This window comes from Pseudomonas palmensis (genome assembly GCF_017848315.1).
Lineage (GTDB): Bacteria > Pseudomonadota > Gammaproteobacteria > Pseudomonadales > Pseudomonadaceae > Aquipseudomonas > Aquipseudomonas palmensis.
Genome location: NZ_JAFKEC010000066.1, coordinates 16,882 through 31,323, shown reverse-complemented (window position 1 = coordinate 31,323; position 14,442 = coordinate 16,882). Strand labels below are relative to the sequence as shown.

The window sequence follows — 14,442 nt, the reverse complement described above, 5'->3', positions numbered from 1 at the left end:
ACGTTGCAGCAAATGTAGGAGCCGGCCTTGCCGGCGAAGCGCCGCGCGGGCGGCGCTCGGTCCTGAGGGCGCTGCAAGGGTGTCGACTGGCCCATGATGGCCCTACTGCGATCTTCGGCCGAACAAACAAGGCTGACAACACCGATCCTGCAGGCCATGGTGCGTTGCAACCGATGTAGGAGCCGGCCTTGCCGGCGAAGCGCCGCGCGGGCGGCGCTCGATCCTGAGGGCGCTGCAAGGGTGTCGACTGGCCCATGATGGCCCTACTGCGATCTTCGGCCGAACAAACAAGACTGACAACACCGATCCTGCAGGCCATGGCGCGTTGCAACCAATGTAGGAGCCGGCCTTGCCGGCGAAGCGCCGCGCGGGCGGCGCTCGGTCTCAAGAGCGCCGGTGAACCCAAGACAGGCACCTTCACGCCCTGATGCAATTTCAAGGCAGGAGATTGTGGGGTAGGAAGGTCCGGCTGGAGATCGCGGTGACCGTGCGGGTGCTAGTCGATGTCTTTGCAGCGCCCTCAGGATCGAGCGCCGCCCGCGCGGCGCTTCGCCGGCAAGGCCGGCTCCTACATTGGTTGCAACGCGCCATGGCCTGCAGGATTTGCATTGTCAGCCCTGGTGCCCGGCTTCAGATTTTTGTCGTCCCAACAACCTCAGCGCTTGCCCAGTATCTTCCCCAACATCTCTGGCCGCGGCGCACCCTGCTGGGTCTGCAACTGCCCCTTGTCATCCAGGTAGAAGATCGCCGGCGTAGCCGACAACCCCAGCTCCTCCATCAGCGCCAGGTTCGCATCCAGCTTGGCCTGCACCTGCGCCGGAATCTTCGCCAGCGGCTTGAGGGTGCTGGCCTTGCCCGCGCTTTCATGGGCCTGCAAGGCCTTCTGCGGGTCGGCGCTGGCCAGCAACGCGGCCGACTTGGCCGGGCTGTCGGCGCGGATGATGCCGACCATGATGTGGCGCAATTGCACCTTGCCCGAGTCCACCCACGGCCGTGTCTGCTGCCAGAACATGTTGCAGTACGGGCAGTTGGGGTCGCTGAACAGGTACACCACCCGCGGTGCATCGGCCTTGCCATCGGCAATCCACGCGGTCTTGTCGAGCTTGGCCCACACCTGCTTGGCCATGGGTGCATACACCAGCTTCTCCAGCGGCGCCTCGCTCAGGTCCTGGCCCTGTTCGTCGAACAGGCTGCCAACCAGCACGTGCTTGCCGTCCGGGGTCAGGTACAGGGCCACGCCACGGTTCTGGAACTGCGCGGCATAGCCTTTCAGGCCATTGGGCGCATCGAAGCTGCCGGTGACCTTGGCGCCCTTGGCCTCGATCTGCTGCACGGCCTTGGGCAATTCTTCGGCGACGGCCAGTTGGGTGGCGAACATGCCCAGGGCGAGGGTAATGGCGGAAACTTTCATGGTGTCGTCCTTGCTGGAACGGTGGGAGCGAGCGCGGTATCGCGGTCGAAGGATTCGAGGGCATGGCGCAGGCTGGCACGGGACAGCTCCCCCAGGTGGCTGCCCACCAGGCGCCCCTCGGCGTCGTAGAACAGGGTGGTGGGCAGCGCCATGGAGCCGACCTGCTGGGCCAGCTGGCCACCGGTATCGAACAGTACATGGGACAGGTTCAGGCCGGTGGTGGCCAGGAAGTTGGTGACGATCTGCGGGGTTTCGCCCTGGTTGACGAACAGGAAGGTCACGTCCGGATAATCATGCTGGGCCTGTTGCAGCACCGGCATCTCGCGCCGGCACGGCGGGCACCAGGTGGCCCACAGGTTGATCACCAACGGCCGGCCGCGGTGGCTGTGCAGCGCCACCGAATGGCCCTGGGCATCGCGCAGGGCCAGGTCCGGCAGTTGCGTGCCCTGTTCGTAGAGGTGGCTGGCCCAGCTGGCCAGCAACCAGAACAGCGCGCCGCTGAACAGGCCCCAGCCCAGTGGCCGGCGCAGGCTCGCCTGGCGCCAGGCGTACCAGGCCGCCCCCAGCAGCACCGCCACCAGGCCGGCCCAGGGCAAAAAGCCGCCATCGCGGATGTCGATGATCTGCACCGGGTCCTCGGCATACATCGACCAGTAGCGCGCCACGAACCCCAGCCGGGCGCACAGCAGGCCGAGCAGGAACAGGCGAAACAGTGCGGCCTCGGGGTTGTCGCCGCCGCGCCTGGCCACCCGCCAGCCCACCAGCGTGGCCAGGCCCAGGGCGCAGAGCAGCAGCAGGTGGTCGAGGGCGATGGTCAGGGGGCCCAGGTTAACGGTCAGCATCAGCCTTGGCTCCGGGTGGCGGTCCAGTGTTGCAGGAAGGTGGCGGCGTTGACTTCACCGGTGATGCGCCTGGCCCGGCGCTCGTCGCCCTCGGGGCCGATCCACAGCATGCTCGGCGGGCCGGGCACCTGGTAGCGCTGCAGCAACTGCTGGCTGGCCGGGGCATCGGCGGTCACGTCCAGGCGTACCAGGCGCACGCCTTCCAGCGCGGCGAGCACGTCGGGGCGGGCGAACACCTGTTTTTCCATGACCTTGCACGACACGCACCAGTCGGCGTAGTAATCCAGGAACACCCACTGCCCCTGGGCCTTGGCGGCGTCCAGCTGCGCCTGCAGCTCGGCCGGGGTGCGCACCGTGGTGAAGGCGTCGGCGTGGGGCGCAGCCACGGCATTGCCGGTGCCACCGGCATAGGGTTGCAGGGGCTGCAGCAGGTTGCTCGCGCCACCGGCCGCGCCCACCACCAGCAAGGCGCCCCACAGGCCCGCCAGCAGCACGGCCGGTTGCAGGGCGCGCAGGGTGTGGACCGCGGGCCAGGCGCCCCAGGCCAGCGCGATCAGCCAGGCCCCGCACAGGCCCAGCCACAGCGCAGGGTCGAGCACCGCGCGCAGGGTGTACAGCGCCATGCCCAGGAACACGAAGCCGAACACCGCCTTGACCCGGTTCATCCAGGCCCCCGGACGTGGCAGGTAGCGGTTGCCCACGGTCACCAGCAGCAACAGCGGCAGGCCCATGCCCAGCCCCAGGCTGAACAGCACCAGCGCCCCATGCACGGCATTGCCGCTCTGCGCGATGTACAGCAGCGCGCCGGCCAGCGGGGCGGTCATGCACGGCCCCATCAGCAGGCCCGACAAGGCCCCCAGCAGTACCGCGCCATACAGATTGCCGCCACGGGTGTTGCGGCCTGCGCGCTCCAGGCGGTCGCGCACGAAGGTGGGCAGCTGCAGCTCGAAGGCGCCGAACATCGGCAGGGCCAGCAGCACGAACAGCGCGGCCAGGCTGCCCAGCAGCCAAGGCTGCTGCAGCCATGCCTGCAGGCTGGCGCCAAGCAGTGCGGCGACCACGCCCAGGGCGGCATACACCAGCGCCATGCTCAGCACGTAGGCGCCTGCCAGCACCAGCCCGCGGCGGGTGCTGGCGCCGTTGCCCATCACCAGCCCGGCCAGGATCGGCAGCATCGGCAACGAACAGGGGGTAAAGGCCAGCAGCAGTCCCAGGCCGAAGAAGGCCAGCAGGCTCCAGGCCAGCGGGTGTTCGCCGAGGCTGCCGGCCAGGGCCTGGTCGCTGGCCTGTTCGGCGCCTGCGGCCTGCCCGCCCAGGTCGACCGGGCTGGTTTGGGGCGGGTAGCACAGCCCCGCGTCGGCACAGCCCTGCCAGCCCATGCGCAACTGGCCGGTGGCGTTGGCCGGTATCAGCAGCTCGAGTTCGCCGCGGTACACCTGGGTTTCGCCGAAGTACTCGTCGCTGTGGGGCAGGGCCGGCGGCAATGGTGGTACCGCCTCGGGGGCCAGGCCATCGAACTTCAGACGCTTCTGGTACAGGTAGTAGCCGTCGCTGATCTGCCAGTGCAGGCGCATCTGCCCCGAGGGCAGGCGCTCGCTGCTGAACACGAAGGCCTTTTCCACGGGCAGGAATTCGCTCTGGGCAAAAGGGTTGTTGAAGGGCTGGGCCTGGCTCAGCGAACTGAACAGCCACAGCAGGGCTAGCAGAAATACGCGCATGTCGACGCCTTGGCAGTGCGATAAGCCCGCAAGACTGACCGGCATGGATTAACCCAGGGTTAACCGATGGGCAGCCGTCGCCTCGCAGGCGACGTGTGCGCCTGGGCGCGGCATAATCCCCGGTTAATCCGCCTGTGGCCCACTGGGCCTTTCTGCCAACGACCGAGCCCGCCCCATGCACGTACTGCTCTGTGAAGACGATGACCTGATCGCCAGCGGCATCATTGCCGGCCTGAGTGCCCAGGGCCTGACCGTCGACCGCGTGGCCAGCGCCAGTGCGGCGCGGGCGATGCTGCAGGCCGCGCATTTCGACGTGATGGTGCTGGACCTGGGGCTGCCCGACGAAGACGGCCTCAAGCTGCTGCAACGCCTGCGCCAGCAGGGCCACAGCCTGCCGGTGCTGATCCTGACCGCGCGCGATGCGGTCACCGACCGGGTCGACGGGCTGCAGGCCGGCGCCGACGACTACCTGCTCAAACCCTTCGATCTGCGCGAGCTGGCCGCGCGCCTGCACACCCTGCTGCGCCGCGTGGCCGGGCGCTGTGTCAACGTCATCGAACACGGCCCGCTGAGCTTCGACCCCTCCAGCTGCGAAGCGCACCTGGCCGGTCAGCCGGTGGACCTGTCGCGCCGCGAACAGGCGCTGCTCCAGGCCCTGCTGCAGAACCGCGGCCGGGTGTTGTCCAGCGAGCAGCTCAAGGACAGCGTCTACGGCTTTGGCGACGAGGTCGAAAGCAATGCCCTGAACGTGCACATCCATCACCTGCGCCGCAAGCTGGGCAACGGCATCGTCGAGACCGTGCGCGGCCTGGGTTATCGCCTGGGGCCGGCCCAGGTGCCGCAGGCGTTGCAACGATGAGCCTGCGCCTGCGCCTGAGCCTGATTCTGGGCACTGCCTTCATCCTGATCTGGGCCCTGGCCGCGACGTGGATGCTGTGCGACCTGCGTCAGCAGATGATGTTCTCCCTCGACCAGCGCCTGGTGGCTTCGGCGCGCATGGTCGCCGGCCTGATCGACCAGTTGCCGCAGCCGCTGACCAGCAAGGGCGAGGGCACGCGCCTGAGCACCGACCAGTTCAGCATCCCCGATGGCATGGCCTGCCAGGTCAGCTCGCTGCGCGGCGAGATCCTGGCGCGCAGCCACAACCATGCCGACCAGACCCTCGACGACCAGCGCAGCGGCTTTCACGACCAGATGATCGATGGCGCACTGTGGCGCAGCTTCACCTATGCACGCGGCGACGTACGCATCACCACTGCCGACCGGCACCTGGAGCGCGAGGCGCTGAACCGCTCGATCCTGCTGGCGGCCTCGGCACCCGTGCTGGTGGCGTTGCTGGGCAGCCTCGGGCTGCTGTGGCTGGGGGTGGGCAAGGGCCTGGCGCCGCTCAACCGCATGCGCGACGCACTGCGCAGGCGCAGCCCCGATTCGCTGGAGCCGTTGCAGGTGCGTGCCCTGCCCAGCGAATTGCAGCCGTTGCTCGAAACCCAGAACCAGCTGTTCCAGCGCATCGGCCAGACCATCGAGCGCGAACGGCGCCTGACCGGCGATGCCGCGCATGAACTACGCAGCCCGCTGACGGCGATCAAGACCCACCTGCAAGTGGCCCGCATGACCGATGGCAACGTGCGCGAGCAGGCCCTGGAGCATGCCGAGCAGGGCGCCGATCGCCTGCACCATACCCTGGAGCAGCTGCTGTTGCTGGCGCGGGTGGAGGGCAGCCTGTCGTTCGATGATGGCGTGCAGTACAGCGCCGAGCAGATCGCCCGCCAGGCCATCCAGGATGCGGGCCTGGGCGACAACCGGCGCATCGTGCTGCAGGCTGCGGCGCCGGCGGCCCAGGTGTTTCCCGACATGCCCGCGGCGCTGGCGGTGGCGGCCTTGCGCAACCTGCTGGACAACGCCCTGCGCCACAGCGCCGCCGATGCGCCGGTGGAGCTGCATGTTCAGGTCGAGGCGAACACCGTGGGCTTTCTGGTGCGCGACCATGGGCCGGGCATCGATGCACAGAACCTGCAGCATGTGACCCAGCGTTTCTGGTGCAATGGCCATAGCGAAGGCTGTGGCCTGGGCCTGGCGATCGTGCAGGCGATCGTGCAGCGCTGCGCCTGCTCGCTGACGTTCGACAGCCACGCCGACGGCTTGCGCGTGTTGCTGCAGATGCCGTTGCGTGCACATCAAATGTAACTCCGCCGGCCTCGTCAGGCGCCGGTCGCCCCCGTAAGGTGTGGACCGCACAGCACCAGGGAGCACTCATGGACGAACGGATTCGCATTGCCAGGGCCCGGCCGGCCGAGGCCGCCCTGATCGAGCGGCTGATGCAGCAGAGCATCGCCACCGCAGCCGACCAGGACCATCACGGTGACCTGCAGGTGATCGACGCCTGGTCGCGCAGCAAGCAGCGTGCGCAGATCACCGACTGGCTGGGCGACCCGGCCCTGTACCTGAACCTGGGGCGCTGGCAGGGGCGCCCGGTGGCTACCGCGCTGGCCTTGCGCAGCGGCGAGATCTGCCAGTGCTTCGTGCAGCGCGACTACACCGGGCATGGCATCGGTCGGGCACTGGTGCTGGACCTGGAACACGCCTTGCGCCGCTGGGGCTGTACCCATGCATCGCTGTACAGCACCGCCTCGGCCCAGGATTTTTTCGCACGCCTGGGTTATTCGCCCAGCGGTGAGGCGCTGGGATTTCATGGCCTGCACCTGCAACTGATGCACAAAACCTTCTAGAAGACCGCCCCGCACGCTAAATCCGCAGGGCGTTGGTGCGTCTTTCAAGCGAGTACACATCCCGACACAACGCTGGCCATCGGCGCGTGGCGGGACCATCCGCTTGCTTGCGAGGGTTACTTCCGATGTCAGTCGCTACCTGCCTTGCCCAGGCACAGCCGGCTTCTTCAGCCGACGAGCCTGGCGAAACGCTTTATCACTTCGAAGATTCGCCGCTGCTGACGCGACAGAAGCAGCAGGAGTCCAATGCACGCAGTTACCCGCGGCGCATTCCGCTGGCGCTCAAGCGTGCCCAGGGGCTTTACGTCGAAGACGTCGAGGGCCGCCAGTTCATCGACTGCCTGGCCGGCGCCGGCACCCTGGCCCTGGGCCACAACCACCCGGTGGTGATCGAGGCGATCCAGCAGGTGCTGGCGGACGGCCTGCCGCTGCATACCCTGGACCTGACCACGCCGGTAAAGGACCAGTTCGTGCAGGACCTGTTCGGCCTGCTGCCACCGGCCTTCAGCGCCCAGGCCCGGATCCAGTTCTGCGGGCCGACCGGCACCGATGCGGTGGAGGCCGCGCTCAAGCTGGTACGCACTGCCACCGGGCGCAGCACGGTGCTGTCGTTCCAGGGCGGCTACCACGGCATGAGCCTGGGCGCGCTGAGCCTGATGGGCAGCCTGGGGCCGAAGAAACCGATGGGCGCGCTGCTGGGCAACGGCGTTCAGTTCCTGCCATACCCCTACGACTACCGCTGCCCGTTCGGGCTGGGCGGCGAGCAGGGCGTGCAGGTCAACCTGCGCTACCTGGAAAACCTGCTGAGCGACCCCGAAGGCGGCGTGCAGTTGCCGGCGGCGGTGATCGTCGAGGTGGTGCAGGGCGAGGGCGGCATGATCCCGGCCGACCTCGACTGGCTGCGCGGCGTGCGGCGCATCACCGAGCAGGCGGGCGTGGCGCTGATCGTCGACGAGATCCAGAGCGGCTTTGCCCGTACCGGCAGGATGTTCGCCTTCGAGCACGCCGGCATCGTGCCGGACGTGGTGGTGCTGTCCAAGGCCATCGGCGGCAGCCTGCCGCTGGCAGTGGTGGTGTACCGCGACTGGCTCGACACCTGGCTGCCGGGTGCCCACGCCGGCACCTTCCGTGGCAACCAGATGGCCATGGCTGCAGGCTCGGCGGTGATGCGTTATCTCAAGGAACACGACGTGGCTGCCCACGCCGAGGCCATGGGCGCACGGCTGTGCGAGCACCTGGCGGTGCTGCAGCGCGACTTCCCGCAACTGGGCGACATTCGCGGTCGCGGGCTGATGCTCGGCGTCGAGGTGGTGGACCCGCAAGGGGCCGCCGATGCGCTGGGGCATGCGCCGGGGTTCGGCAAGCTGGCCTCGCTGATCCAGAACGAATGCCTCAAGCGCGGGCTGATCATCGAACTGGGTGGGCGCAACGGTTGCGTGGTGCGCTTTCTGCCGCCGCTGATCATTACCGCCGCGCAGGTGGACGACGTGGCCGAGCGCTTCGCCCGCGCCTTGCCGGCGGCCCTGCAGCGTCTGTAAGGCGCGCGGGTGCGATCAGCCCTGGCCGGTGCGCAGGGCCTCGATGTAGCGCATCACCGCGGGCGCCTTCTCGAAACGCCGATGCAGCACGGTGAGGCACGAGGTGGGTTGGCTGTCGGCGATGCGCCGGTAGCTGACCTGCGGCAGGGTGATGTGTTGCAGCACCGACTCGGGCACCAGCGCCACGCCCTGGCCCAGCGAAACCAGGGTGATGACCGCCACCAGGCTACCCGGCTGCGGCCCCAGGCGCGGCACGAAGCCACCCTGGGCGGCGACGGCCAGGGTGCCGGAGATCTGCTCGGGCAAGATGAAGGTTTCGGTGGCCAGGCGTGCGGCCATGATCTGCGGCAGCTCGTTCAACCGCGAGCTGGCCGGCAGGGCCAGGACAAAGCCTTCTTCGTGCAGGTCCATCGCGACCAGTTCGTCGGGCAGGTCCATCGGCGTGCGCACGTAGGCGATATCCAGCACACCGTCACGCACCAGCGCGGGGGACTCGGCCATGGGTTGCTCGCGGATGTTCAGCACCACCCCCGGGTGCGACTGGCTGAAGCGCGTCACCTGCTGCTGGAGCAGCCCCGAAAAGGCCGCCGAGGCCACATACCCCAACTCGATACGCCCCACGTCACCGCGCCCGGCCCGTTGTGCGCCCAGCTGCGCGGCATCGAACTGGCGTACCGCCTGTTCGGCCTCGGGCAGCAGCGCCTCGCCGGCGGCGGTCAGGCACACCTCGCGCTGGCTGCGCTCGAACAGGCGCACACCCAGCTGCCTTTCCATGTCCTGGATCTGCCGGCTCAGGGTCGGCGGGGCGATGCCCAGTTGCTCGGCGGCGCGGGTGAAGTGGCCGAGGCGGGCGACGCTGAGAAAATAGCGGAAATGGCGGATTTCCATGGGGTCTCGTTAGCTGCAGGCTAATGACGCAGGCGATCCTGGCTAACAAGGCCAGGCCGTTGCGGCGGTAATGTGTAGTAACACTACAAGATGCGTGACGTGGCGGCAAAGCCGCTGCGCCGATGAGCATCCGGTGGCTACACCGGCCCTGTCGCGGCAGCCTGCTCGGACACCGCGACACCGGCCCCAGATCGCCTTGCACGGGAGCCTTGCAATGTCCTCCGCCCGTTTCACCCTGTTCACGGCTTCGGCCGTGTGCGCCCTGATCATTCTCGACACCAATATCGTCGCCGTCAGCCTGCCGAGCATCGCCCGCGACCTGTCCGGCTCGTTCGCCGACATCGAATGGGTGGTCAGCGCCTACCTGCTGGCCTTCGCCGCGCTGCTGCTGCCCGCCGGCAGCCTGGCCGACCGCTTCGGGCGCCGGCGCATGCTGCAACTGGGCCTGGGCCTGTTCGGCCTCGCCTCGCTGGCCTGCGGCGCGGCGCCCACCCTGGTGTTCCTCGACATCGCACGGGCCGCCAAGGGCGTGGGCGCGGCGTTGCTGCTGACCTCGGCACTGGCTGCCATCGGCCACCGCTTCCACGAGCCCGAGGCGCGCATGCGGGCCTGGGCGTTCTGGGGCGCGTGCATGGGCGCGACCATCACCTTCGCGCCGCTGCTGGGCGGGCTGATCGCCAGCACCCTGGGCTGGCGCTGGATCTTCTACATCAACCTGCCACTGGTGGCGGTGCTGGCGGTGATGGTGCGGCGCAGTGTCGAGGAGTCCCGCGATAGCGCCGCCGCGCGGCTGGACCCGTTTGGCAGCCTGACCTTCGCCGGCAGCCTGGGCTACCTGATCTGGGCGCTGATCGATGCCAACCAGGTCGGCTGGGGCAGTGCCCAGACCCTGGGGCGCCTGGTGATCGCAGCGTTCCTGTTCGGCCTGTTCATTCTGGTGGAGCGCAATCAGGCGCGGCCGATGATCGACCTGCAACTGATGCGCAGCGCACGCTTCATCGGTGCATTGCTGGGCATGTTCGCCTACGCCGCCTGTGCCCAGGTGATGATGACCCTGCTGCCGCTGTACCTGCAGAACGGCCTGCAACTGTCGGCCTTGGCCGCCGGCGCGGGCATGCTGCCGTTTGCCCTGGCGATGCTGCTGACCCCGCGCCTGGGCATGCGCCTGTCGGCGCGGCTGAGCAGCGCCCAGGTGTTCGCCCTGGGCCTGCTGCTGGTGGGCGCGGGCAACCTGCTGTGCGGCGCGGCGGCCAGCTATGGCGGCTACCTGAGCTTCGCTCTGGCCAGCATCGTGCTGGGCGCCGGGGCCGGGCTGCTCAACGGCGACACGCAGAAGAACATCATGGCCTGCGTGCCGCGCGAGCGCACCGGCATGGCCTCGGGCCTGAGCACTACCACGCGCTTTGGTGCCATCGTGCTGGCCATCGGCATTCTGGGCGGTATCCTGGCGGCGCGCAGCGGGCAGTTGCTGCGCGAGGCGGTGGCAGGGGTGGCGCCTGGGCAACTGGACAAGGTCGGCGACATGGCCACCCGGGTTGCCGCCGGTGACCTGCCGGCAGCGCTGGCTATGGTCGACCCGGCACTGCGCGAAACCCTCGCGCCGCTGGCGCAGCACGCCTTCATCGGCGGCTTCGAGACGGTGCTGCAAAGCGCCGGGGTGGCGGCTCTGGTGTTCGCCGTGGTGGTCGGTGTGCTGCTTGGCAGGCCGCTGCCGGTGCCGCAACCGCTGCCGGCGCGCTGATCGCGCGCACGCTGGTGTTCGGCGCAACTGAAAAGCCCCAGGCGTTGCGCACTGGGGCTTTTTTTTTGCCGACCTTCAGGCCTTCGCGGCGAGTGCCTTGATCACTTCATCGATACTGCCCTGCAGTTCGCTCACCGGGTTTTCGCCGCCGCCCTCCAGCACCAGCAGGCGGCTGCCGGCCTTGGCGACTGCCGCAGCTACCGCCTCGCTCGGTTGGCGGTGGTCGAGCACCAGCGCCACGTCGTTGTCCTTGAGCAGGGCGGTCAGCTGTTGCAGTGCCTCGGGGGTCCACTGGTCTTCGGCGGGTACGCTGTAGGCCACCTGCTCCAGGTTCAGCCCGCCGATCAGGTAACCGAAGCGCTCCGACAGGCTTACCACGCTGAGGTTGTCGACTTCGCCCAGGCGCGCTTCGCTGTCGGCACTGAGCTTGAGCAACTGCTGCTTGAGCGTGGCCAGGTTGGCCTCGATTTTCGGCTTGGCGGCCGGCGCCAGGCGCACCAGGTCGGCGGCGGTCACGTCGGCCATGCGCCCCAGGTTGTTGCTCGACAGCCACGGCTGGCTGTTCAGGCCGTCCTTTGGCGCCCCCGGCTGCACCGCAATGCCGGGCAGGCTGCCATCCACCGGGCGTGCGGCATCCACTTCAACGATGCGGATATTGCTGCGCCGCGCCATCGGGTACAGCGGGTCGTCCGCCCATACCGAGCGCAGGCCGATCACCGCATCGGCGTTCACGGCCAGCTTCTGCAGGGCCGGCGCCCCACGCCCACTGAAGTAGGCGGTCTGGCGCGAGCCGGGCAGGTTGGCCGCGGCGGCGCGTTGCAGCTTCACCTCGCTGCCGTCGAGCAGCAACTGGCCAAGGCCGTAGGTGATGGGCAGGGACGCCAGTACCTGCACCGGGCGCGCGGCTTCGGCGGCCTGTGCGGCAACACTGAAGGCGCCGCTCAGGGCCAGTACCAGGGTCAGTTGGCGAAATGTCGGCTTCATCCGATGTTTCCTTTCAGGCTGGGCAGGGTGCCACGGGCGATGGCGGCCAGGGCGAAGGCCATGCCGGCGACCAGGATGATCGCGGCGCCCGAGGGCAGCGGCAGGTCGAACACGATCGGCAGCAGGATGCCGCTCAGGGTGCTGAGGGTGGCGATCACCACCGAGGTCCAGAAAAAACCCTTGAGCGACTGGCTCAGCAGGCGGGCGGCAGCGGCCGGGATCACCAGCAGTGCGCCCACCAGGATCGCGCCGATGACCTTCACCGCGGCCACGGTGATCAGCGTCACCAGCACCACGAACAGGTAGTCCAGGGTCTTCACTGCCACCCCGCGCACTGCCGCCAGCTGCGGGTTGAAGCTGGCCAGCATGATGCGGTTGTACAGCGGCAGGCTCAGGCCCAGCACCAGCGCGCCGACGATGGCCAGCACCAGCAGGTCGTTGCCGTTGACCGTCAGCACCGAGCCGAACAGCACGTTCTCCAGGATGTGCACGTTGATCTTGCCCGCCAGTATCAGCAGCAGGCTTGCGCCCAGCGCCAGCGACACCGACAGGAACACCCCGATCAGGGTGTCCGGGGCCAGCCCGGTGCGGTTGCGCAGGTAGTTGAGCAGCACGCCGAACAGCAGGCAATAGCCGAACAGGCTGCCGTAGGGGCCGGTATAGGGTTCGCCGAGCAGGATGCCGATGGCCACCCCGGTCAGGGCCGCGTGGCCCACCGCCTCGGAGAAGAACGCAAAGCGCTTGACCACCACCAGCGTGCCCAGCCCGCCCAGCACCGGCCCGATCAGCAGGCCGGCGAGCAGCGCGTTGACCACGAAGCCATAGGCCAGGGCTTCGGGCAGGTAGCCCGAGGACGCCAGGCCCTGGATCATCAGGCGAAATTCTTCATAGTTCATCAGGCGTGGCTCCCGGTCGCCGCAGCGCTGCGCGGGTGGGTGGAAAACAGTTGCAGCAGCGCCTCCGGGCGCAGGGCCTGCTCGGGCGGCGCGTCGAACAGGATGCGCCGGTTGAGGCCGGTGACGTGATCAGCCAGGCGTTTCACCGCCTCCAGGTCGTGTTCGATCCACAGCACGGTGGTGCCGCTGGCGCGCCAGTCCAGCAGCAGTTGTTCGAAGATGCGGATGCCGGCTTCATCCAGCGCCGACATCGGTTCGTCCAGCACCAGCAGTTGCGGCGCCGGAATCAGCCCCTGGGCCAGCAGCACGCGCTGACGCTCGCCGCCGGAGAGGGCGCCCATGCGCCGCTTGCGCTTGTCCTGCATGCCCACGCGCTCCAGCGCCTGGGCGATGCTCGCCGCGTAGTGGCGCGACAGCCCCAGGAACGCCGGGCGGCGCTGGCACATGGCGGCCATGAAGTCGTCCACGGTCATCGGCAGGCCACGGTCGAATTCCAGGGCCTGCGGCACGTAGCCGATGCAACCGGGGGCGCCGGCCCAGTGCAGGTTCAGACGGCCGTGGTGGGGCATCTGGCCGAGCAGGGTCTTGATCAGCGAACTCTTGCCGCCGCCGTTGGGCCCCACCAGCGCATGCACGCTGCCAGGGCGCACCTTGAAGCTCACCTGGTCGAGGATGGTGGTGCGGCCCAGGGTCAGGCCAACGGCGTCGAACTCCACGCCGGGGCCCTGGCTGGCAAGGGTGATCGGCTCGATGGCGCTCATGCCCCGGCCTCCTGGATCGCGCGCACCACGGTATCGAGGTTGCTGGTCATCTCCTTTTCGTACTTTTCGGCGCTGTAGTCGCCGTAGGAGATGTGCGACAGCGGGTACAGGCGCACGCCGGACTCACGCTGGATGGTGTCCACATAGGTGGACGGGAAGTCGAGCTCCGAGAAGATCACCTTCACGTCCAGGTCGCGCAGCTGGTTGATGGTCTTCTTCAGCTGGCTGGGGCTCGGTTCGATGCCATGGGCGGGCTCGACCACGGCGGTGACTTCCAGGCCGAATTCACGCAGCAGGTAGTCGTAGGCCGCGTGCACGGTGGCCACGCGCAGGTCGGCATTGGGCGCGCTGGTGAGCTTGGCCAGGGCCTCGGCACGCAGCTGGCGCAGGCGCTTGCCATAGGCGCGGGCATTGGCGGTGTAGGCCTTGGCGTTGGCCGGGTCGAGCTTGCCCAGCTCGCGGGCGATGTTGTTGACCTGGGCGATCGAGGCGCTGATCGACAGGAAGGTGTGCGGGTTGACCACCTTGCCCGCGCCGCGTGCGGCGATGCCGGTGGCCGCCAGCAGCGGCACGTTGGCGTTGGCCTCGATGGTGGCCACGCCAGGCTTTTCGCTGGCCTCGATCATGCGGTCGGCAAAATCGTCATGCCCCACGCCGTTGAGCACCACCACGTCCAGCGTGCCGATGCGCTTGATGTCCTCGGCGCGTGGCTCGTAGGCGTGCGGGTTGAAGCCTGCCGGAATCAGCGGCACCACCTCGGCCTTGTCGCCGACGATGTTGGCCACGTAGCTGTAGTAGGGGTGCAGGGTGATGCCGATACGCAGGCGCTTGGCCTCTTCGGCGTGCGCCAGGGGCGTCAGGCACAGGGCGAGCACGCCGGCCAGGATGCGTCGGCGGTTGACCAGAAACGATGAAATAGACATGGGCAGGCGGT

The 14,442-nt window shown here is 68.4% G+C and carries 13 protein-coding genes; 5 read left to right on the top strand and 8 right to left on the bottom strand.

Features of this window, described 5'->3' with window-relative positions:
- Window positions 1-655: 655 nt before the first annotated feature.
- The 3 genes from dsbG to dsbD are packed head-to-tail and all read right to left on the bottom strand — an operon-like array spanning window position 656 to window position 3,971.
- The gene (gene dsbG, locus JZZ72_RS24230; RefSeq protein ID WP_210015286.1) at window positions 656-1,411 is read right to left on the bottom strand and encodes a thiol:disulfide interchange protein DsbG; all 756 of its coding nucleotides are present in this window, start codon (window positions 1,409-1,411) and stop codon (window positions 656-658) included.
- Entirely contained in the window at window positions 1,408-2,253 is an 846-nt protein-coding gene (locus JZZ72_RS24225) for a TlpA family protein disulfide reductase (protein WP_043862398.1), read from the bottom strand. The genes dsbG and JZZ72_RS24225 overlap by 4 nt, the downstream gene beginning before the upstream one ends.
- Window positions 2,253-3,971 carry a protein-disulfide reductase DsbD gene (dsbD, locus tag JZZ72_RS24220; protein ID WP_210015285.1) on the bottom strand — a complete coding sequence of 573 codons (1,719 nt, stop codon included), beginning with the start codon at window positions 3,969-3,971 and terminating at the stop codon, window positions 2,253-2,255. The genes JZZ72_RS24225 and dsbD overlap by 1 nt, the downstream gene beginning before the upstream one ends.
- Window positions 3,972-4,146: 175 nt before the next feature.
- Here dsbD and JZZ72_RS24215 point away from each other — a divergent pair, with 175 nt between their 5' ends.
- From JZZ72_RS24215 to JZZ72_RS24200, 4 genes are all read left to right on the top strand, one after another.
- Window positions 4,147-4,830, top strand: a complete 684-nt coding sequence (locus tag JZZ72_RS24215; RefSeq protein WP_043862400.1) for a response regulator — start codon at window positions 4,147-4,149, stop codon at window positions 4,828-4,830.
- Window positions 4,827-6,158, top strand: coding sequence for an ATP-binding protein (locus JZZ72_RS24210; protein ID WP_210015284.1), 1,332 nt, complete (start codon window positions 4,827-4,829; stop codon window positions 6,156-6,158). Before JZZ72_RS24215 ends, JZZ72_RS24210 begins: the two co-directional genes overlap by 4 nt.
- 68 nt (window positions 6,159-6,226) lie before the next feature.
- Window positions 6,227-6,700: a GNAT family N-acetyltransferase gene (locus JZZ72_RS24205; protein ID WP_043862402.1), complete on the top strand. Its 474-nt coding sequence runs from the start codon at window positions 6,227-6,229 to the stop codon at window positions 6,698-6,700.
- 125 nt (window positions 6,701-6,825) lie between these two features.
- On the top strand, window positions 6,826-8,238 hold the full coding sequence (locus JZZ72_RS24200; RefSeq protein WP_100634396.1) for an aspartate aminotransferase family protein: 1,413 nt from the start codon (window positions 6,826-6,828) through the stop codon (window positions 8,236-8,238).
- Window positions 8,239-8,253: 15 nt separating this feature from the next.
- On the opposite strand, the gene JZZ72_RS24195 is transcribed toward JZZ72_RS24200, so the two are convergent.
- Complete coding sequence (locus JZZ72_RS24195; RefSeq protein ID WP_100634398.1) at window positions 8,254-9,126, bottom strand: LysR family transcriptional regulator; 873 nt, start codon at window positions 9,124-9,126, stop codon at window positions 8,254-8,256.
- Window positions 9,127-9,340: 214 nt separating this feature from the next.
- Here JZZ72_RS24195 and JZZ72_RS24190 point away from each other — a divergent pair, with 214 nt between their 5' ends.
- Window positions 9,341-10,867: an MFS transporter gene (locus JZZ72_RS24190; protein ID WP_054915568.1), complete on the top strand. Its 1,527-nt coding sequence runs from the start codon at window positions 9,341-9,343 to the stop codon at window positions 10,865-10,867.
- 75 nt (window positions 10,868-10,942) lie between these two features.
- On the opposite strand, the gene JZZ72_RS24185 is transcribed toward JZZ72_RS24190, so the two are convergent.
- Genes JZZ72_RS24185 through JZZ72_RS24170 form a run of 4 tightly spaced genes read right to left on the bottom strand, consistent with a single transcriptional unit; the run spans window position 10,943 to window position 14,431 of the window.
- Window positions 10,943-11,851 (bottom strand): metal ABC transporter solute-binding protein, Zn/Mn family, encoded by a 909-nt coding sequence (locus tag JZZ72_RS24185; RefSeq protein ID WP_043862406.1) that lies wholly within the window; start codon window positions 11,849-11,851, stop codon window positions 10,943-10,945.
- A complete protein-coding gene (locus tag JZZ72_RS24180) occupies window positions 11,848-12,747 on the bottom strand; it encodes a metal ABC transporter permease (protein WP_043862407.1) in 900 nt (299 codons plus the stop codon). The genes JZZ72_RS24185 and JZZ72_RS24180 overlap by 4 nt, the downstream gene beginning before the upstream one ends.
- Complete coding sequence (locus tag JZZ72_RS24175; RefSeq protein WP_210015283.1) at window positions 12,747-13,508, bottom strand: metal ABC transporter ATP-binding protein; 762 nt, start codon at window positions 13,506-13,508, stop codon at window positions 12,747-12,749. The genes JZZ72_RS24180 and JZZ72_RS24175 overlap by 1 nt, the downstream gene beginning before the upstream one ends.
- Window positions 13,505-14,431 (bottom strand): metal ABC transporter substrate-binding protein, encoded by a 927-nt coding sequence (locus tag JZZ72_RS24170; protein ID WP_210015282.1) that lies wholly within the window; start codon window positions 14,429-14,431, stop codon window positions 13,505-13,507. Before JZZ72_RS24170 ends, JZZ72_RS24175 begins: the two co-directional genes overlap by 4 nt.
- Window positions 14,432-14,442 lie beyond the last annotated feature (11 nt).